General features: G+C 71.2%; 13 protein-coding genes. 2 read left to right on the forward strand and 11 right to left on the reverse strand.

Annotation, left to right across the window (positions count from 1 at the left end):
- The first annotated feature begins 57 nt into the window (after positions 1 to 57).
- Complete coding sequence (locus DMH12_RS06025) at positions 58 to 1,074, forward strand: ParB N-terminal domain-containing protein (RefSeq protein ID WP_125490504.1); 1,017 nt, start codon at positions 58 to 60, stop codon at positions 1,072 to 1,074.
- 58 nt (positions 1,075 to 1,132) lie between these two features.
- Entirely contained in the window at positions 1,133 to 1,900 is a 768-nt protein-coding gene (locus tag DMH12_RS06030) for an AraC family transcriptional regulator (RefSeq protein WP_125490505.1), read from the forward strand.
- A 422-nt stretch (positions 1,901 to 2,322) separates the two neighbouring features.
- Here DMH12_RS06030 and DMH12_RS06035 read toward each other — a convergent pair whose 3' ends face one another.
- The 11 genes from DMH12_RS06035 to DMH12_RS06085 form a co-directional block, all read right to left on the reverse strand.
- Complete coding sequence (locus DMH12_RS06035) at positions 2,323 to 3,669, reverse strand: cytochrome P450 (protein ID WP_125490506.1); 1,347 nt, start codon at positions 3,667 to 3,669, stop codon at positions 2,323 to 2,325.
- Complete coding sequence (locus DMH12_RS06040) at positions 3,666 to 4,217, reverse strand: flavin reductase family protein (RefSeq protein ID WP_125490507.1); 552 nt, start codon at positions 4,215 to 4,217, stop codon at positions 3,666 to 3,668. Before DMH12_RS06040 ends, DMH12_RS06035 begins: the two co-directional genes overlap by 4 nt.
- On the reverse strand, positions 4,214 to 4,672 hold the full coding sequence (locus tag DMH12_RS06045) for a hypothetical protein (RefSeq protein WP_125490508.1): 459 nt from the start codon (positions 4,670 to 4,672) through the stop codon (positions 4,214 to 4,216). Before DMH12_RS06045 ends, DMH12_RS06040 begins: the two co-directional genes overlap by 4 nt.
- Complete coding sequence (locus DMH12_RS06050; protein ID WP_125490509.1) at positions 4,665 to 10,529, reverse strand: type I polyketide synthase; 5,865 nt, start codon at positions 10,527 to 10,529, stop codon at positions 4,665 to 4,667. The genes DMH12_RS06045 and DMH12_RS06050 overlap by 8 nt, the downstream gene beginning before the upstream one ends.
- Positions 10,526 to 11,554: an enediyne biosynthesis protein gene (locus tag DMH12_RS06055; protein ID WP_399186709.1), complete on the reverse strand. Its 1,029-nt coding sequence runs from the start codon at positions 11,552 to 11,554 to the stop codon at positions 10,526 to 10,528. Before DMH12_RS06055 ends, DMH12_RS06050 begins: the two co-directional genes overlap by 4 nt.
- Positions 11,551 to 13,533 carry a VCBS repeat-containing protein gene (locus DMH12_RS06060; RefSeq protein WP_185832164.1) on the reverse strand — a complete coding sequence of 661 codons (1,983 nt, stop codon included), beginning with the start codon at positions 13,531 to 13,533 and terminating at the stop codon, positions 11,551 to 11,553. Before DMH12_RS06060 ends, DMH12_RS06055 begins: the two co-directional genes overlap by 4 nt.
- Positions 13,530 to 14,525 (reverse strand): DUF1702 family protein, encoded by a 996-nt coding sequence (locus DMH12_RS06065; RefSeq protein WP_125490510.1) that lies wholly within the window; start codon positions 14,523 to 14,525, stop codon positions 13,530 to 13,532. The genes DMH12_RS06060 and DMH12_RS06065 overlap by 4 nt, the downstream gene beginning before the upstream one ends.
- Positions 14,526 to 14,631: 106 nt before the next feature.
- On the reverse strand, positions 14,632 to 15,612 hold the full coding sequence (locus DMH12_RS06070; protein WP_125490511.1) for a DUF1702 family protein: 981 nt from the start codon (positions 15,610 to 15,612) through the stop codon (positions 14,632 to 14,634).
- Between the two features lie 137 nt (positions 15,613 to 15,749).
- The gene (locus DMH12_RS06075) at positions 15,750 to 16,193 is read right to left on the reverse strand and encodes a helix-turn-helix domain-containing protein (RefSeq protein ID WP_125490512.1); all 444 of its coding nucleotides are present in this window, start codon (positions 16,191 to 16,193) and stop codon (positions 15,750 to 15,752) included.
- A gap of 534 nt (positions 16,194 to 16,727) precedes the next feature.
- Complete coding sequence (locus DMH12_RS06080; protein WP_125490513.1) at positions 16,728 to 17,900, reverse strand: transposase; 1,173 nt, start codon at positions 17,898 to 17,900, stop codon at positions 16,728 to 16,730.
- A gap of 424 nt (positions 17,901 to 18,324) precedes the next feature.
- Complete coding sequence (locus DMH12_RS06085; RefSeq protein ID WP_221763111.1) at positions 18,325 to 19,293, reverse strand: hypothetical protein; 969 nt, start codon at positions 19,291 to 19,293, stop codon at positions 18,325 to 18,327.
- Positions 19,294 to 19,454: the final 161 nt, after the last annotated feature.

The following is a 19,454-nucleotide window of genomic DNA, read 5'->3' on the forward strand; positions in this document are numbered from 1 at the left end:
TCGGCAGCAACGCGTCCTGCACACCGAAAGCCCATATCCACCTTGGTTGGAGCGGCAATGGAGAGCTCTGGCGGCATAGCCGCGAAATTACCGGCACATTTCACGCAGCCTGTGCGGATCAGCACTCTCATCTCCGCGGACACACCTCGGCTCGACGGAATCGACGAGGACCATGTCCGCCGACTTGTCGAAGTTTTCGAATCAGTGCCCCCGATACTCGTGCACCGGCCGACCATGCGCGTGGTCGACGGCATGCACCGCGTCAGAGCCGCCGCGATACTCGGACGGGACCTCATAGACGCCCAGTTCTTCGACGGGGGCGACGACGAGGCCTTCATCCAGTCCGTGGCCCGGAACATCGCGCACGGCCTGCCGCTGTCGGTCGCCGACCGCAGGGCGGCCGTCTGCCGCATCCTGGCTTCCTTCCCGGCCATGTCCGACCGCAGCATCGCCGTGTACACGGGACTCGATGCCAAGAGCGTGGCCGATGTGCGCCGCCGTTCAGCCGCGGATCTTCCGCAGTCGAACGTCCGCCTCGGCCTGGACGGAAAGGCGCACCCCCTCGACCGGACCCAGGAACGCCGGCACGCCGCCGAGCTGATGAGCCGAAGCCCTGAACTCCCCCTGCGGGTCGTCGCCCAGGAGGCCGGGCTGTCGCTCGGCACCGCTCACGACGTCCGCCAGAGACTGCTCCGGGGCGAGGAACCCGTTCCCCCTCCCATGTCCTCGCCCCGGAGCCCTGACCCGGCGAAGCACACCGTGCCGGAGCGGGCCCGGACCGCGCCCTCCGTACGACCCCAGCGGGCCACACCCCCTGCGGCCACGACGCGCAGCGCGATGGACATGATGCGGACGCTCGCCGGCGACCCGTCCCTGCGCAATTCGGAAGCGGGCCGCGATTTCGTCCGGTGGCTGCACGGCCACTTCTTCACCGACGAGGCCTGGCGCCGGCGCATCGAGGCCATCCCCCCACACCACTCCGAGACCGTCGCCGAGCTCGCCCTGAAGTGTGCGGGGACCTGGCGGCGCCTCGCCCAGGAGCTCTCCGAACGAAAGATGTCCCGCGGCATATGAGCAGTACGTGCGCGGAAGTCCCCACCGGCCCGTACCACGATCCCGAAGGGAGAGGTCCATGGTTGCCAAGTCTCTCGATGCCGTTCGCCGGGTCATCGACGAGATGCACCTCCATCTCGATCAGGAGTTGACCATCGACGACATGGCCCGCACCGCCATGTTCAGCAAGTTCCACTTCACCCGGGTCTTCAGCGAGGTGACCGGGACGTCGCCTCGGCGGTTCCTGTCCGCGCTCAGGCTGCAGCGGGCGAAGTTCCTGCTGCTCAGCACGGAGCTGAACGTGGCCGACATCAGCAGCCAGGTGGGGTACAGCAGCGTCGGCACCTTCAGCTCACGCTTCAAGATCTGCGTCGGTGTCTCGCCGAGCCGGTTCCGGGAACTGGGCGGGGATGTCCCGGAGTTGGACGCGGGCTCTGCCGACGCCTGCGACGCGCCCGACCGGGTGGCACTGCGCGGCCGGCTCGTGCTGCCGGGCGACCGGCCCCTCGGCCCGGTCTTCGTGGGGCTCTTCCCCAGCTCGATCCCCCAGGGCCGGCCCGCCCGCTTCCTCGAACTGGACGGTCCGGGCCCCTTCGAGCTGCGGGACGTGCCCGAGGGCAACTGGCACGTCCTGGCCCACTCGGTCCCCTACGGCACGATCACCGGGTGGGCCGGGGACAGCCACGGCACGCGGGACGGCCTGTCCGTCGGGCGGCTCGGCCCGGTCACGGTGCGCGCCGGGGTGCTGCCGCTGCCCGTGGACATCGTGCTGCGGCCTGCGGACCCCTGGGACCCCCCGGTGCTGCTCGCGGTGCCGACGGGCGCGGCCGGCCGGGTCGCCGCCTGAGAGCTCGCGCACGGCACCCCCGGTGCGAAGGCACCTGCGTACGAGAGCCCCCGTACGGGGCGCGTGCACGCCCTGCTGAGAGCCCGCGTCCGAACCCCCGCTCACGCGAAGGGGGTTCGGAGGCGGGCTCCGCCATCTCCACGACTCCACTTGCCGGTGGTGGAAGCCGAAGCCCCGCCCGCCCCTGCTGAGGCAGGTGATCCCGGACTTCTCAAAATGCGCACAGGTGCTCCCGGAGGGCCCTGTGGGGCTCCCGCCCCTGTCGGGGAGGTCATCCCGCCCTCCAGGACTCCCACGTGAGCACACCATGACCGCTGCGGTGCTCGGCCGGCGACGTCAGATCGAACGGCGAGAGCACCGGCCCTTGTCACACAGCATCGTGTCGCACGGCTCGAACCTCGGGCCCGGCACCCGGCGCGCGGTCAGCTCGCCGCGGTCACCGTCATCGGCAGTCCGCCCGCCATGCGCAGCGACAACATGGGCTCCGGAACCGCCCGGTGGCCGGGTACGGAGGTGAGCGTCAGGTCCCGGGTGAGGAGCGCGGTGACGAAGACCGCCTCCATCATGCCGAGGTTGCTGCCGACACAGAACCGGGGGCCGGCACCGAACGGAATGTAGGCGTACCGCGGGCGGTGGGCCACCCGCTGGGCGTCGAACCGCTCGGGGTCGAATCGTTCCGGTTCCTCCCACATGTCCGGGTGCCGGTGCAGGATGTACGGACTGACCAGGACGTCGGCACCGGCCGACACCGTGTAGCCGCCGACCTCGTCGTCCTCCTGGGCCACCCGGGGCAGCACCCACACCGGCGGGTACAGCCGCATGGCCTCCTGCACCACCATGGTGGTGTAACCGAGCCGGTGCAGGTCCTCCACCTGCGGGCCGCGGTCGCCGAGGACATGCCGTGCCTCCGCCCGGACCCGCTCTCGGACCTCGGGGTGCTTGTCGAGCAGGCTGAGCGTCCAGCCGAGCGTGCTCGCGGTGGTCTCGTGCCCAGCGAGCAGGAGGGTGACGATCTCCTCCCGCAGCCGGGCCCGGGCGGCCGTGGTGTCGGCCGTCCGGCGGGCCGCGAGGATCATCCGGCCGAGTGCGTCCTGCGGCGGTTCGCCGCCCGCCATGCGTCCGGTGCGGTCCGCGACCAGCCGGTCGGCGACCTCGTACAGCTCCTTGCGGGCCTTGCGGAACCGCCGCTGCCCGGGGGTGGGCAGCCACTTGGGCACCAGGTCCTGCGTCACCATCTCGAACATGGCCTGGTCCTGGACCGCTTCGAAGGAGTGGGCCACCGCGTCGTGGCCGCCGAGGTCCGTGTCGAGCAGGGTGCGGCCGAGCACACCGAGGGTGAGCCCGGTGAGCTCGGCCTGGACGTCGACGGGGCCCGCGCCCTCGCGCCCGCGGAGCAGGGCGACCAGCTTGGCCGCCTCCTCCGCGACCGCGTCCGCCTGGCGGGCGATGCGGGTGGGCTTGAAGGCCGGCTGGACGGTGCGGCGCTGTTCCTGCCAGATGTCGCCGTCGCTGGTCAGCAGGCCGTCACCCAGGACGCGTCGGGCCTGCACGAGGCCGATGCCCTTGCGGTAGTTGGCGTTGTTGTCGGCGAGCACGTGCTTGGCGTGGTCCGGGTGGTTGAACACGTACAGCTTCTTCGGGCCGATGACGACCCGGACCGCGTCGCCGAGGGCCGCCGCCTCCCGCATCAGGCCGAGCCGGTCGACGGCGAGCTTCTTCAGCAGTCCGGGCAGTGCGGCGGGCGGCGGGCCCGGCGGGTGTCGGGTCATGGCGTACGGTCCTCCGCTCCCTCGGTGGCCGGGCGGCCGAAGCGGCCGCCGTGGAAGAGCAGCGGGGTGCCGGCCGCCGCCGGCCGTCCGGCGGCCAGGACCCGGCCGACGAAGATGGTGTGGTCGCCGCCGTCGTACAGCCGTTCCTTGACGCATTCGAGGTGCGCCAGGGCGCCGGCGATCAGCGGGGTGCCGGTGGCGGCGCCGGCCAGCCAGTCGACTGTCTCGAACTGGCCGCGCCCGGCGGGCCGGGAGGAGTTGGCGAAATGGCGGGCCACGGCCTCCTGGTCCGCCGCCAGCACCGAGACCGAGAAGGTCTCGGCGTGCGCGAGGCTGCGGTGCATGACCGCGTCGCGCCCGACACAGACCAGGACCAGGGGCGGGTCGAGGGAGACCGCGGTGAACGAGTTCGCGGTCATGCCGCGGCAGTCGTCCCCGCCCACGGTCACCACGGTGACTCCGGTGGCGAAGGTCCCGAAGGTGCGGCGCAGCTGCTTGCCGTCCTCGATGTCGACGAGCTCCGCGGGCGGAGCGGCCAGGACGCTCATGACCGCCTCCCGGCCGGCACCCCGTCGTGCGGCACGAGCCGCCGCTCGTGGGCCGGTGCGAGGGTGACCGGGGGTGTGCCCAGGGTGGCGCCGGCTCCCGGCTGCCCGTAGGCGATGCGCTGGCTGCCCCGGGCCACCAGCTCGTCGCCGCCTCCGGGCGCGCTCCTGACGTGCTCGAAGGTGAACTCCACCTCGTCGGGCCGGGTCTGCCGGGAGTGCACTCGGATCGTCAGCTCGTCGCCGGGCGTGATCGCGGTGTACAACTCGCAGTCCGTCTCCAGGGTGACGGGGTCGGCCATGGCGGGGCTCCCGGCGGCGCCGAGTCGCTGCACGAGGTGCAGGTCCCGGGAGTGCTCCTGCCGGATCAGACAGCTCAGGTAGGCGTCGTCGACGGCACCGTCCGGCACGTCGGTACCGGCCGTGTACGTGTAGGTGTAGGCGGAGGTGTCAGGCACGGTGGGACCCTTCGCTGCTGGGCGGTGTGCTGTCTGTGAGTACGGCGAAGACGACGGGCTCCAGGGCGGTGCGCAGCGTGGTGACGAAGGTCACGACGGTGAGGTCACCGCAGGTGAAGGACACCCAGTTGCTGCGGGTGTGCGGGGTGAGGGCAAGCGGGACCTGTGCCAGGTATCCGGCCTTGGTCAGGCACTCCACGGCACTCCACACCCGGGTGGCGGCCGTGTCGGGGGTCTCGCCGGTCTCCTTGGCGACGAGCGCCGCGAGCGGTGCGTAGGCGCCGAGGAGCGACTGCCACTCGCTGTCCGGGCGGATGCTGACCGGCTCGATGTCGCAGGTCACGGTCGCGTCGGACAGTGTGGCGAGTGTCAGTCCCATGCCGTGGGCGGCGGAGACCCGCAGGCCGCCGTCGATCTCCGGCTGCCCGTCGGGCCGGTACCGGAGGTCGGCGTGGGCGCCGAGGGCGCGTTGCACGGCGGCCGCGGTGGCTGCCCGGCGGGCCGCCACACTGCCCGGCTCTGTGCCGGTGTCCTGCCGGTCCGGTTCGACCGCGACGGCGATGCGCCGACCGAGCATGTCCTCCAGGGTCCGTTCCAGATACGAGCCGAGCAGCGGCGGCGCCCAGGGCCCGGAGCCGTCGGTCTTGCCCACGGCGTGCAGGGTCAGTCCGTCCCAGCGCTCCACCACGTTTCCCTTGCGGTCCCGTACGGCGATGTCGTAGACGTACGTGTCGCCGTCCCGGGAGCGTTCGGTGGCGCAGTAGCGCAACTCTTGTGCGTCCCCGGGGAGTTCGGTGCCGGCGCCCATCGGCTGCAGCCGTTCGATGGCGGAGGGCAGCAGCGTGGCGTCGGGGACGCAGACCTGGTTGCCGTGCATCAGGGCGTCGCGCATCCCGGGGTCGGCGAGCAGCAGCGTGGACGGCAGGAAGCCGGCGAACCAGCCGGTGGGCCCGGCGACCGCCACGTCGGCGTCGACGTCGCGGGCGGCGGCCCGGTGGAAGCGCCGCAGCCGCTGGAAGCGTCCGCCCTGGAACAGCACGCTGCCGTACAGATCGGCCGCCGGGTCGAGGGCGACCGGGGTGGTCCCGGCGGCGACCTGCTCGGGTCCTCCGGCGGGCACGGGCGTATCCGTGTAGACCAGGCGGGCCCGGAAGTGCTCGGCGGTGAAGCCCGTGTCCGCGGCGCGGATGGCCACGTCGACGGTGTCGGTGCCGGTCACGGTGGCGGCGATGCGGATCCGGGCGGCGCCGTTGGGCGGCACCACGATGGGCCGCTGGAACTGCACCCGCTCGAATACGGGGGTGCCTTCCCAGCCGGTGGCCGCGTACGCCACCTGGGCCATGGCCTCCATGCCGAGCACGGCGGGCATCAGCAGGTTGCCGTCCACCAGGTGGTCGGCGAGATAGGGGTCGGTGCCCGCGTTCAGCTCGACCTCCGTGACCAGTTCGACGCCGTGGTAGCGGATCAGCGGGGTGCCGGTGAAGCGCAGCAGCGGCAGCGGGGGCAGGTCGCGGCGGACCGTGCCGATGCCCTCGGTGCGACCGCTGACGACCGTGACGACGGGCGCGTCCGGGTCGGCGATGAGGCGGAGCAGGAGCTCCACTCCCTGGCCGGGTGAGACTGGGGTGATGCCCTGGCGGGCCAGGGTCTCGACGACGGACAGCTTCTCCCCCATGCCGACACCGGACCAGACCGACCACTCCAGGCAGCGGGCCCGGCAGCGGGGGTGTGTGCGGGCCACCTCTTCGGTGAGGTCGGCGAGCCATTCGTTGGCCGTGGCGTAGTGCGCCTCGCCCTGCAGTCCGGAGCGTCCGATGATGCTGCCGAAGGTGACGAGCAGCTTGAGGTGCTCCGGTCCGACGGCGTCGAGGACCGTACGCAGGCCGTCGACCTTGGGGGCGAAGGTCCGCTCGATGTCCGCCTGTGTGAGCCCGCCGAGGGGGCCGGGTTCGTTGCTCCCGGCGCCGTGCAGCAGCGCGGTGACCGGGCCGAGCCGGCCGGTGAGTTCGCCGACCGCGGCCCGGACCTGCTGCGCGTCGGTGACGTCGGCGCGGGCATAGTGGAGCGTCACGCCCCGGTCGGCCATCCGGGCCAGGTTGGCGGCGAGTTCGGTGTCGGTGTGCGGGTCGGAGCGGCCCAGGACGGCGAGGGCGGCGCCGGTCTCCCGGGCCACGGCCAGGGCGCACTCGGCGGAGATGCCCTTGCCGCCGCCGGTCACGAGGAGCACGTCCGCGGTGCCGATCGGCACGTCCGTGCGGTCGGCCCGGGCCGGCAGGGCGGTCAGGGTCGGTACGCGGCGGGTGCCGTCGGTGTCGTAGTGCGCCTCGCAGAACCGGGTGCTGCCGGTGACGGCGGCGACCTCGGCGAGCACGCGTGTCACCACCTGTTCGGCACTGTCAGCGGTCAGCGGGGTCTGGACGACGGTGGTGCGCAGGCCCGGCTGTTCCAGGTGCAGGGTCTTGGCGAGACCGGCGGCGCCGCGGCCGGACTGCACCAGGACGAACCGCAGGTCCGGTGTGGCACCGGCGGCGGCCAGGGCGGCCTTGGCGCCGTTCAGCGCGTACTCCACCTCTTCGGGCGGGCAGGCGTCGGACAGGCAGACCAGGACCCCGGGGCCCAGGGCCGACTGCCGCAGGGCGGTGGCCAGCCGATCCGCCACCGGGTGGCCGTCGGGGGCGAACAGCTGCCAGTCGCTGGCACCCTCGGCGGCGACCGGCGCGCCGGGCAGCGCGAGTTCCTGCGGTGCGACGGAGAAGGCGCGGACCCAGGGTGCGGAACCGGCCACCACGGGGGCGGCCTCGGCCGCGCCGCCGGTGCCGGCGAGGGACTCCAGGGCCTCGGCGATGTCGCCCACCGTCGCGGTCGCGAAGTTGGTCGGCATCTGGGTGGCGGGGATGCCAAGGCGCGTGGTGGCCTGGTTGACGATCTGCCCGACGGTGATCGAGCTCAGGTGCAGTCCGTCGAGGAGGCTGCTGCCCGCGTCCACCAACTCCACCGGCAGTTCGGCGCGTTCGGCCACGAGGGCGAGGAGCACGTCGAGTGCCGACTCCCCGGCGCTCCCGGTCGTGGTCGCCGCTCCTGCGGTGTCGGTGCCGGTGTCGGCGGGCCGGGCCGTGACGACGGGCAGGTCGTGCTGCGGTGCCTGCTCGCAGGGGCTGGCCAGGAAGCTGAGTTCGGTCCCGATGGTCAGCGGGCGGGTCAGCCGGTCCCGGAACAGCCGCTCGTGGGTTACGGGTGCGCCGAGCACCCAGGCCGCCGCGACGACCTGCAGGAGGGAGCGCAGGGATTCGTCGTCGGTGTTCAGGGTCAGCGCGGGGACGTCGGTGGAGGCGGCCGTGAGGCTGCTCAGCACCCGGCCGGGGCCGACCTCGACGAACAGGTCGACGTCGTCGGCCGCGATGGTCACCGCCTGGGTGAACAGCACCGGTTCGGTGATCTGGTCCCGCAGCAGCCCGGCAAGGTCGGTCCGCCCGGTCAGTTCGGCGCCGGTGACGGTGGAGACGACCCTGCGCTCCAGGCCCGCGAACGCGGTTGCGGAGAGCCAGCGGCCGAACGCGTCGGCGGCGGGCGCGACCAGCGGGGAGTGGAAGGCGTGCGACACCGCGAGGCGGGTGCAGGCGGTGCCGGCCCGCGCGGCCCGCTCCGTGAGCGTGTCGACAGCGTCGGCCGGTCCGGCGACGACGGTCTGCTCGGGCCCGTTGTACCCTGCCACGACGACCGGCAGACCGGCCGTCAGTGCCTGGACGGCCGCCGGTGCGGCGCCGAGCGAGGCCATGGTGCCGGAGGCGCTGTGCTCGGCCATGGCCCGGCCCCGGACCCTGGCGGCGTCGAGCAGCACCTGGCCGTCCATCGCTCCGGCCCAGTGCAGGGCGGCGAGTTCGCCGAGGCTGTGGCCGACGGCGACGTCCGCCTCGATGCCCAGGGCGTCCAGCGCCCGCAGGCCGGCCAGCGAACCGGTGGCGATGCGGGGCTGGGCCACCTCGGTGGCGTTGGTGTCCCCGTCCGTGGGCAGCCCGGCGCCGGCGTAGACGTCCGCCGCCTCGGGGAAGCGGCGGGCCAGGGCGCCCCCGGCCGTGCCCGTGCCCGAGCCCTGGCCGGGGAACAGGAAGCCGATCCGACTGTTCTCACCGGTCCGGCCGAGGAACGTGCGGCCGCCGTCGACGGCCCGGAAGCGGGCGTCGGGGCCGCGTGCGTCGAGGGCCTTGACGAGCCCGCGCAGCTGCTGTCCGGCGTCCTCCGGGGAGGTGACGACCGCGGCCGCCCGCCAGGGCTGGTCGAGGAGGTCGCGCTGGAGTGTCGCGGCGAGGTCCCCGATCTGCGCGTACGACAGCTGAGTGGTGTAGTCGGCCGCCTGGACGAGGCGTTCGCGCAGTTCGCCGGGGGACTGCGCGTCGAACATCAGGAGTTCGCTGTCCTGCAGGGAGCCGGCCAGGGTGAGGGCGCGGCGGCTGGGGGACTTGTGCGGCAGGGCCGCGGTCTTGTCGAGGACGACGTGGGTGTTGATACCGCCGAATCCCATGGAGGTGACGCCCGCGCGCAGCGGCAGATCGTCCGGCCAGGCCTCCGCCCGGCGCAGCACCCGCAGCGGCGCCTTGTCGGCGGTGAGCAGGTCGTGCGGGTCGACGCAGCCGAGCGCGGGCGGCAGCATCCGGGTGTGCAGCGCCATGGCCGCCTTGATGAGACCGGCGATGCCGGCCGCGGCCTTGGTGTGGCCGATCATGCCCTTGATGGAGCTGATGACCGCGGGCGTGTCGGCGCCGGCCGCGATGCGGGACTCCGACAGCGCGGTCAGCTCAGTCAGGTCGCCGACGGCGGTGCCGGTGCCGTGGCCTTCGAAGAGGGGTACGGTTTCGATGCCGAACCCGGCTTGTTCGTAGGCGCGGTCGAGGGCGTGGCGGTAGCCGTTGGCCTCGGGGCGGGTGATGCCGCCCTGGCCGTCGGAGGAGATGCCCCAGCCGGGGATGCTCGCGTAGATGCGGTGCCCGGCGGCGAGCGCGTCCTCCTCCCGCATGAGGACGATCATGCCGCAGCCCTCGCCGGGCCAGAAGCCGTTGGAGTGGCGGTCGTACAGGCGCATCTCGCTCGTGGACAGGGCGCCCGTCTTCGCGAACCCGATGATCTCGAAGGGGTCGATGGACAGGTCGACGCCACCGGCGACCGCCACGTCGACGGTGCCGCTGAGCAGTGCGGAACCGGCAGTGGTCACGGCCAGCAGCGACGAGGAGCAGGCCCCGTCCACGCTGTAGCCGCCGCCGTTGAAGTCGAAGTGGTTGCAGATGCGGCCGGCGATGGTGTTGGACAGGCCGCCCGCCAGGGTGTCCTCGTCGACGGGCGGGAAGGGCTTCTTGTACTCCTCCTCCATCCCGGCGGCGAACTCCGCGACGCGCTCGTCCTCCCAGCCCATGCCCTTGAGGGCCCCGGCCAGGACCCGGCGCACGTACGGCCAGCGCTGCCGCATCACGTGGGCGCGGGAGAACTCCCCGGTGAGGGTGTTGCCGATCATCACGCCGGTGGTCTCCCGCGGCAGGCCGTCGCCCGCCGGGAAGCCGGCGTCGGCGAGGGCCCGGCCCGCGACGTCCAGGGCGAGCCAGTGCGTGAGGTCGGTGGACCGGTAGGTGCTGCCCGCGATCTTGTGGGCGACGCGGTCGAACTCGTACCCCTCCAGGACCGCCGCGGTCCGGGCGTAGAAGCGGTCCGGCACGGTCGGGTCGGGATCGTAGTAGTCGGCGAGGTTCATGCGTACGTCGGGCAGCCTGCGGAAGGCCCGGCGGCCCGCGACGGCGTTCTCCCACAGTTCCTGAGGGGTCACCGCGTCGGGGTAGCGGCAGGCCATGCCGACGATGGCTATCTTGCTCATGCGGACACCGTCTCCTTCTGCCCGCCCGGAGCGGTTCCGTTGACCTGCCGGGAGCCCGTCAGGGTGTGGAAGGACTCGTGCACGGGGGCCGGCGGTGCCTCCGCTCCGGTGCGCTTGCCCAGGCGGTCGAGCCACCAGAGGTAACCGCCGCGGATCAGGCAGACCAGCGCGGTGGCGAAGAACAGGCCGTACGCGATGTGCAGCGCGGTGAGCAGGCCGTACATGCCGGCGACACCGCCGCCGAAGGCGATCTGCTGGAGGCGTCCGGACGGGGACGTGCCCGGGTCGGTGATCATGTAGTTGGTGAAGAGGACGAAGGCCGTGCCGGTCATCATGCCGAGGCCGGAGGGGATGGAGGTGTCGAAGAGCAGGCCGCGGACGACGGCCTGCAGCGCGAATCCGCCGACCCAGGCCGCGATCAGCCACATGCGGCCGGTGAGCTTGGCGTTGAGCATGGTGCCGAGCACGATGATGATGCCCGGGAGCACCCAGTCGGCGGGGCCGTACAGGTACTCGGTGAAGTGGTAGGGCGGGGCGATACTGGCCCAGGGGAAGAGCAGCAGGATGACGGCGATGCCGAAGTTCGACGGGTTCATGTAGTGCCGCATCCGGCCGCGCAGCGGGGCGCGCAGCACCCACTTGGTGCCGACGGCGACGATGACGCCGAACACCATGACCCAGACACGGTCGTTGACGTAGGTCAGCATGTTCACGGCCAGGCCGGTGATGTGCGAGGGGAGCAGGAACTCCATCACTCCGCGGGGACCGCCGCCGAGGTAGCGGGCCCGGCGTCCGTCGACCCGGGCGCTGATCGCCTCCAGACCGGTCTCTACCGTGTAGGCGGTGACGAGGGCGACGAAGGGCCAGGTCCACGGCTGTTCGAAGCCGAGCACGGTGTAGCCGAGGATGTTCAGTACGGAGATCGAGAGGGCGAACCGGCGCAGCGCCTTGATGACCTTGGCATCGTGCCGGGGCGCCGCCTGGGGGGCTGCCTGCGCGGTCGTCTGCTTGTCGGACACGGTCACTTCTCCTTGGCGTCGGCGCCGAGCTGGAGCGTGTGCCAGCCAGGGCTCAGCTGAAGATCCTGCTTGCGTACCTGGCCGCTGCGGTCCCGCCAGACGAGGTCGACCCGCACGGGACCGTCGGTCTCCTGGCCCAGGCCGATGTGCACGTCGCTGCTGCGCCGCCCGGAGTGGCCGCCGCCGCCGTCGACCCGGCCGAGGCGGGTGCTGCCGTCGGACAGCGTCACCGTCGCCTGGGCGCCGATCACCGGAGAGCCCGTCTGGTCGACGAGGTTCAGCCCGAGGTGGTCGCCGGGCTTCGCGGTGGTGTTCTGGTAGAAGACCGGCTCGCCCCACTGGCGGGCGACCGCCATGTCGAGGCGTCCGTCGCCGTCGGCGTCACCGGTGGCGATGCCCCGGGTGGGCACGGGCACGGCCATGCCGAGTTCCTTGGCGAGGTTTTCGTAGCCGCCGTCGCCGGCCTTGCTGAAGAAGCGCAGGGTCTGGTTGCCGGCGAGGTCGTCGCCCTCGCGGACGTTCGGCCACCACAGCGGGTCGGCGACGAGGGCGTCGTTGGAGGTCGCCAGTTCCTGCAGCTGCGGCCAGCGGTTGGTCTTGCCCTTGACGAAGCCGTTGGCCTGGGCGATCTCGATGTCGCCGTTGTTGTCGAAGTCGCCGGTCTTCACGTCCCAGCCCCAGCCGGACCAGGCCAGCCGCAGCGCCGTGCTCCGGTCGGTGAAGGGGGCTTCGCCCTGGCTCATCCGGGCCTTCAGGTCCTTCTTGTCCTTGGCCTCGCTGATGAAGGCGAAGTTGGACTCCTGGATGCCGAAGGAGGTGGTGATGTTCGAGACGAAGGCGTCGTAGAGGCCGTCGTTGTCGAGGTCGGCGAAGTCGACGCCCATGCCCTTGAAGGAACTGCGGCCTATTTCCTTGGACTTGGGCACGGTTCCGCGGTGCACGGCCTTGACCTCGCTGAAGCTGATCTTCCCGGGGCGGGAGTTGTTGTACAGCAGCGCCGAGGTTCCGAAGTCGTGGCCGAGGTACATCTCGGGCAGCTGGTCGCCGTCCAGGTCGGTGGCGGATGCCGCCAGGGTCCAGCCCTGGTCGATGCCGTCGGGCAGGACGTCCTTCTGCTCCTTGAAGCCCTGCTCGGTCCAGCGGAAGAAGTGGGATCCGCCGCCGTTCTGGGCGTGCGACAGGGAGTCGTTCATGGTCACTCCGCCGTCCTTGGACGGGTCGAGGACCGGGCTGTCGGGGAAGTAGTTGCCGATGAGGATGTCGTTGTGGCCGTCGCCGTCGAAGTCGGCGACGACGGAGGTGTTGGAGTTCCACAGGGGGCCCGTGTAGGTGTCCCTGCCGTTGCCGGGCACGAGCTCGACCGGTTCGAAGCTGTCGGGGGTCATGGTGCCGGTCGTACGGACCTCGGTCTTCTCGCCGGACTGTTCGCCGGACTTCGCGTCGGCCCTGGCATCCGGCTTCGCCTCCGGCTTCGCGAGGAAGAGCACCGGGGTGCGTCCCCAGTAGTGCACGAGGAGGTCGGTCGCGCCGTCCTCGTTGAAGTCGGCGGGCGTGCAGCCCATCGGCGCCATCGTCTTGCTCTTCGGGAGCGGCGCGGGGTCCAGTGCGAACGGCTCGTAGGTCGCGCTCTTGCGGCCGGGCACCGGAGCCGGCGTCACCACGACCTGGTCGATCCTGGGGTCGGTGACGCACAGGTCGTTGTCCAGCCCGTCACCGTCGATGTCGTTCATGGCGATGCCGGCGCCGACCGAGGAGATCCAGGCGTCGATGTGCTCGTACGCCTTGTTGACCTTGCGGATCGTCTGCTGCGGATAGCCGGACGGCATCGCGATCGACATCGGTGTGAACGAGAAGTTCTCCGCCAGTTCGCGCCGGTCGGCCGCGGAGGATTCCGGTGTTTGCACGGCGTAGTAGGTGCCCACCATGAGGGCGAAGGCAACGACACCGGGCGCCTGTTTGGTCAGCCAGGTCAGTGGGTGGGTCATGAGTTCGCATCTTTCTGCGCGAGGGGAACGGCGGAGAGTGCGGCGGCGATCTGCTGTCGCCAGGTCTCATAGGCCGGTGTGGCACCGGCGTTGCCGGCCACGTCGGCCGTGGGCATGAGGTCGCGGCAGAGCCTGGCGGCCTCTTCCGGGGTCCGGTCGCACAGCACGCGGGCAGCGAGCCGTGTGTGCGGGATCGTCAGTCCGGCCTTCTCGCGGGCCTCGGTGGCGAACGCGGCGCCCTGGGCGAGCTGCGGGCGGTGCTCGCCGGCGTGCCGGGCGAATGTCTGCAGCTCGCCCTCGTCGGCGCTGCCCGCGTAGGTGGCGGCCAGTCCCGCGCCGCCGTACAGGTCGGGGTGCCGGTGCGCGGGGTAGGCCGCGATCAGTCTGGCGACGGTGTCGGGGTCGGTGCCGCCGACGAACCACAGCGCCCGGCCGATGCCGTGGTCGATCGCCCGCGCGCTGTACGCGGCGGATCCGCCCGCCCAGGTGAAGGGGTGCTCCCGGTGCGGATCGCGGACGTATGCGTCGGTACGGAAATACGCTTGGTGGAAGCCGTATCCGTCGAGGATCAGCCAGCGCAGCAGCGGGTCGGTCCGGGTCACGTCCGGCCACAGGAAACGCGGCAGCCGGGCCATGGCCCAGCCGATTCCGACGTACACCATGTAGATGTGGTGCTGCCCCTGTCCGGCGAGCAGACCGGTCAGCCTTTTGGTGCTTCCGGCCAGTGCGTCGAGCATCACGGCGCCCATTCCTGCGCCTTCGTAGGCGAATCCGCGGAACTCCCGGTCCACCCCTTCAAGCCATTCCTCGGCTTGCTCAGGCGAACGGGCTTCCACTGCATAGCCGTAGCCCTGCAGGAACGTACTTCCGATGGTTTCCAGTTTTTCTTTTGCTTCTGCGTTCTTCACATGGAAACCACGGACATCCAGTCTGGTGGCCGAGACATTGGGTGTGAGAATCTTGCGCCGCAGCGCACGGAGACCTGTGGACACGCGGAGAACCGCCCCTCATTGATTGTCTGCGACCCCCGGGCCTGAGTTCAGTCATCAGCAGGAGCGCAGCTTTACGAGTGGTGCATCACGCCGATGGAGATTCGCTTCACCGGTTCGCCGTCGGCACCTTGCTCCGTACGGCACGACGCCATAGTTCGTACGCGGGAACGCCGGCGCTCCGTGCGTCGGCCACGGCGCAGTCGTCGGCGAGTCCGGACGCCTGTTCCACGGAGAGACCGGCCAGCGCGGAGACGGCGGCGTGGGTGTGCTCGGGCACCGCCTGCGCGTGCGCGCGGGCCTTCGCGGCGAACACGGCGCCCTGCGCGAGGTCGGCCCGGTGCTCGCCCGCCTCGGCGGGCAGCGTCCGGAGGCCGGCCGGGGTGCAGCAGCCGGCGAACGTGGCCGCGAGCCCGACGCCGCTCCACAGGTCGGGCTGCCGCTCTGCGGCGAACCGGCGGACCGCGGTGGCGACGTTCGCCGGGTGGGCGCCGTGGATGAACCACAGCGCGCGGCCGATGCCCTGGTCGACGGCGCGCGGGAAGTAGGCGGCGTCGCCCTGCCAGGGGTAGGCGTCTGGCACGCGCTGCTCGTCGACGAACCGACGGGTGTGGAAGTAGGCCTTGTCGAAGCCGTAGCCGTCGACGGCCAGCCAGTGCATCTGCGGATAGAGGGCCGCGTCGGTGAGTTCGGGCAGCACCTTCTTCCACAGCGGCCGCGGGAGGCGCGCCATGGCGAACCCGATGCCGATGTAGTTGAGGAAGACGTGCCGGGCTCCCTCACCGGTGAGGAGGTCCCGGGTGCGGTTCCCGCGGCCCGGTCCCATCGCGTCCCGGACGACGCAGGCCATCGTCGCGCCCTCATAGGCGAATCCCTGCAGTTCCGGGTCGATCATGGCCAGCCTGCGCTCGATCTCGGGCAGGCTCGGCGCCTCGATCCCCCACTCGAAACCGCAGACGACCGCCTGGGGGACGTGCTCCAGCCGTCGGGTGGCAGCCGTCGGCTCGACGGGAAATCCACGCCGGACGAATTCCACATCGGCCAGGGACGGGGCCATGAGCATTCTGCGGAGCGTGCCGATCGCCGCCATGTCCGCCTCCTTGTCTCCACGACGAGTGCAAGAGGGCCTCATCGTCGGGGCGGCACCGATCCGCGGGCATCTTCAGACGTGCGCAGGTGTTCGGTGGCCCAGGGCCTCCCTGCATTCCCCCGGAGAAGAGGGGACTGTCAACGGGTCCTGCGGACGGCGACTTCCTCGGTGTGCACCTCTCGCGCGCATTCGGTGCAATGCAGCTGGGACTGCACGAGCCCTTCACAGCCGATGTGCTGCGCCTGTCGTGGCGGCCCGCCCTCATTGGGCAGATGACGGTCCCCCCATTGCATGAGGGCGATCACCGCACGGGCGAGGTCATTCCCTTTCGGAGTGAGCCGGTATTCATAGCGGACTGGCTTCTCCTGGTACGGGATCTTCTCCATCAGCCCGTTCTCGACCAGCCTGGCGAGCCTGGTGGCGAGCACGTTCCGGGCGATGTCCAGGGTGCTGAGGAATCCGTCGAACCGATTGATGCCGAGGAAAGCGGAGCGGACGATGAGCAACGTCCAGCGCTCCCCCACCACTTCGAGTGACCGCGCAATATTGCAGTCCTGGCCGTCATAGGTACGTTTCAGCATTCGGTCACGGTAGGCAGCCGACAACTCCTGTGAAAAGACCGAGGTGGTGAAGTAGGCCTGAGTGACCGGCCGGCCGCGGAAAGCGGCGTCCGCGCCGCGTCGCCGGGGGCCGTTTCCGCAGCCCTTGCCACCTGCGCGGGAAATAAGCACTGCGGAAGACGCCGGGGGTGGTCGGGGGCGTCATCCTGAACGTGAGCAACGGACCTTCCCGCCCCCCGAAGGAGTCCCGACCATGGCGGTCAGTACCAACCGCCGCCCCTCAGACGCCCCGTCGGCCTGGGAACGGCTGAACAGCAGCGGACGCAGAGTGGCGCTCGGCGTGTATCTCGTCCTCGGGCATCGTGCCGGGCCACTGGGCGGAGCACCTCGCCCAGGCGGTGCAGCTCCACGGCTGGCACCGGCCGCTTTCCGAAGCCCGTGGCGTTCTCGGCATCCCTTTCCCCTGTCAGGTCGCGTCGGAGTGGATGCACCATGGCTACGCCCCGGCCGTGGCTGTCCCCCGCTCACGCACCTGAAGCGGCGCAGGCTCTCGGATCAGGAGGCCAGTGCCGGCTGTCTGTCGGCATGTTCAAGCACGTTGTGCACATAGGCCGCGCTGACCAGTGTCATGTGGTGGTGCCATCCCGGGTAGGACCTGCCCTCGAAGTCCTGGAGCCCGAAGCCGCTGTCCAGGTCCCGCAGCACCTGCTTCGTGTGGGCCTGCATCTGGACCGTGGCGATGACGTCCTCGATCCGCCGGTGCACCATGTTGGTCAGCCACAGGGTGCCGGGCCGCGACTGCCGGTCGCAGCGGACGGAGAGCAGGCGGTACGTGCGCTGCGGCAGCTTCTCGAACGGGCCGCTGCGCGGCAGGCCCACGAGGCCCGCCTGGACCGTCAGGGTCCGGCCCTGCGGTGCCGTACAGATGGTGGTTGCGAGGCTGCCGCCGTAGCCCGACTCGAAGAACTTCCCGGCCGGCAGGACGACGGGCTGGGACCGGCCGTCGCGCCGTGGGGCTTCGAGGTGGCGGCCGACCACCAGCGGCAGGTTGCCCGGCACGGCCACGCCGAAGTCGCAGCCGAGCCGGCTGAATCCGCGTACCAGCGTGCCCGCTCCGGCGTGGGCGCTGAGGTCGGCGATGACGGGGACGGCCGCCCGGCGGGTGCGCTCGCTCATGGCGCGCGCCAGATCGAGGGCGTGGTCCTCGAGACCCTGCGCGGCGACATCGTGCGGGATGCGGGCGCGCGCCCTGCGGTTGGAGTCCCTGATCCAGGCGCCGGGCAGGAACAGCCGCCAGTCGACCGGGACAGCTCCGCCCCGGTGCACCAGGAACCCGCCGATGCCGACCTGGCAGTTCACCGACCTCCCGGTGTCGGGGACGAAGCGCCGGTGGACGCCGCAGGAGTGCTCGCCGCGCTTGCGCATGACCGTGACGTCGATCTGCCAGGCCACCGGGTTCAGCTGTTGCTCAGCCCAGCGCATGATCTCCTGGTTGGCCGGCTCCCACTCCCAGGGACTGGCGTTGACGAACTGGTGCAGCGACTGCGCGGCCGTCGGCGAGTCCGAGATGGTCGCAGCCAGCCGCCGCATCGACTTCTTGCCCGGGGTGCGCAGCAGGCTCACCAGGTAGGCGTGCGCCCAGCGGCGCTGATCGGCACGGGGCAGGTGGGCGAAGATCTGCTCCGCGAAGTCGAAGGCCGATGGCTGCTGTTGGAGCGAACTCGTCATGAACACAGCGTGGTCCCCCTGTCGGCCACAGTAACTGGATGCAAAAATAATAACGGTTGACCTCTTTTTTTGATCCGCCCGTGCGGCCCCGTTCCGGAGACTCTGGAAAGTCCACCTCCGCCCGCGCGGCGACGAGGTGGACAAGTGCGGACAATCCGTACTGGCCGGGAGGCGGCCCGCAGGGCGGGACCGGACTCCGCCCCAGGACTCAACCGGCCGTTCAATGGCCTGAGTTGGGCCTGAGTGCGGCGCGAGCCACCAGGGGCCGCCTCGATCGCAGGTCACGGACACAGGGGCACAGGGGCACAGGGGCACAGAATCGCAGGGGTACGGGGTCACTGGAGCCCGCGGGGACCCGGAGTCACAGAAGCTCAGACCACACCAACCGCTCGGTATGCTCCGTGTCCGTCCTCCCGGTGTCGCCTCAAGCGGCCCACGGGGCGATCGGGTACCAGGGGATGATCTCCCGGCGGGCGAGCAGCCGGACGTCCCAGTAGAGGAACGTGAAGGCGCCGGCGACGATCAGGGCGACGGCGGTGAGGACGGCGACGCGTCCCGGCTTCGCCATCCACCGCTGCACCCGTGCGCCCGCCGCTGCGGACAGCGCCACGAAGACGATCGCCATGATCGCGATGTTGCCCACCGACTGGAGCGTGAACGCCGCGGCGCCGTACAGCGGGTTCCCGCTCTCCGCCGCGTCCCGGAACAGCTGCCGGAACAACGGGTAGGGCCGCCCGATCAGGAAACTGCCGATCAGCACGCCCATGAAGACGGTCTGCGCGTGCGGAAACCTGCGGCGAAGACGCGCGAAGGGATCACGGACGAACCCGAGCGCGCTCAGCCCCAGCCAGAACATCGACAGGCCGACCACGCCGAACGCGACCATGCTCTGCACGGAGCGGCCGGAGAGCACCCCGGGGACGGACTCGGCCTCGGAGAACTGCGGCATCGACGTCCCCACGAACCCCACCAGCACGCCGTACAGCGCGGACACCGTGACCATCCCGAGCGACAGCGGGCCCAGCGGCTTGAGCGCCTGCACCACCCGTCCCCACGGGCTGCCCACCGTGCCGAGCAGCGGTGCGACCGTGCCGAAGGCGGCGATGTTGCAGGCGGTGAAGGTACCGGCGAGTCCCGACGTGAAGGCGAAGACGATGCCCGCCACGACACCGGAGATCGGCGCCTCGGGGTCGTGGCCGAGCAGGGTTCTGGCGATGTTCCCGCCGATCGTCCGGTCCACGAACTCGGCAGACCACACCACCGTGAGTAGAAAGCCCGCTGCGACGCTCAGCAGGAGCACGCGCCACCGCCGGCGCACCGGTCCGGTTGCGGGTGCGCCGGTCTGTCCCGCACGGTCCCGTGACGAGACCTGCATCTCCTGTGCGTGTGTCATCGAGGCTCTCCAGTCGGCTGGTTCGACGGTGGGGACCGCGAGAGCGCCGCCCCAGCGGGAGAGTAGGGAGAGCCCCGATCCGGGAGCGTCTCCGAGATTGCCGAGGGCGGATTGCGCTCGTACGGCCGGAGACACCGGCCACGGCGGCAAGTCGGCACACT

The organism is Streptomyces sp. WAC 04229 (genome assembly GCF_003947455.1).
Lineage (GTDB): Bacteria > Actinomycetota > Actinomycetes > Streptomycetales > Streptomycetaceae > Streptomyces.

Bases quoted from the DNA above. Each gene is read 5' to 3' on its own strand.
- DMH12_RS06075 (WP_125490512.1), bottom strand. From the start codon at position 16,193: ATGCTGAAACGTACCTATGACGGCCAGGACTGCAATATTGCGCGGTCA.
- DMH12_RS06040 (WP_125490507.1), bottom strand. From the start codon at position 4,217: ATGAGCGTCCTGGCCGCTCCGCCCGCGGAGCTCGTCGACATCGAGGAC.
- DMH12_RS06070 (WP_125490511.1), bottom strand. From the start codon at position 15,612: ATGGCGGCGATCGGCACGCTCCGCAGAATGCTCATGGCCCCGTCCCTG.
- DMH12_RS06085 (WP_221763111.1), bottom strand. From the start codon at position 19,293: ATGACACACGCACAGGAGATGCAGGTCTCGTCACGGGACCGTGCGGGA.
- DMH12_RS06025 (WP_125490504.1), top strand. From the start codon at position 58: ATGGAGAGCTCTGGCGGCATAGCCGCGAAATTACCGGCACATTTCACG.
- DMH12_RS06030 (WP_125490505.1), top strand. From the start codon at position 1,133: ATGGTTGCCAAGTCTCTCGATGCCGTTCGCCGGGTCATCGACGAGATG.
- DMH12_RS06080 (WP_125490513.1), bottom strand. From the start codon at position 17,900: ATGACGAGTTCGCTCCAACAGCAGCCATCGGCCTTCGACTTCGCGGAG.
- DMH12_RS06060 (WP_185832164.1), bottom strand. From the start codon at position 13,533: ATGACCCACCCACTGACCTGGCTGACCAAACAGGCGCCCGGTGTCGTT.
- DMH12_RS06050 (WP_125490509.1), bottom strand. From the start codon at position 10,529: ATGAGCAAGATAGCCATCGTCGGCATGGCCTGCCGCTACCCCGACGCG.
- DMH12_RS06035 (WP_125490506.1), bottom strand. From the start codon at position 3,669: ATGACCCGACACCCGCCGGGCCCGCCGCCCGCCGCACTGCCCGGACTG.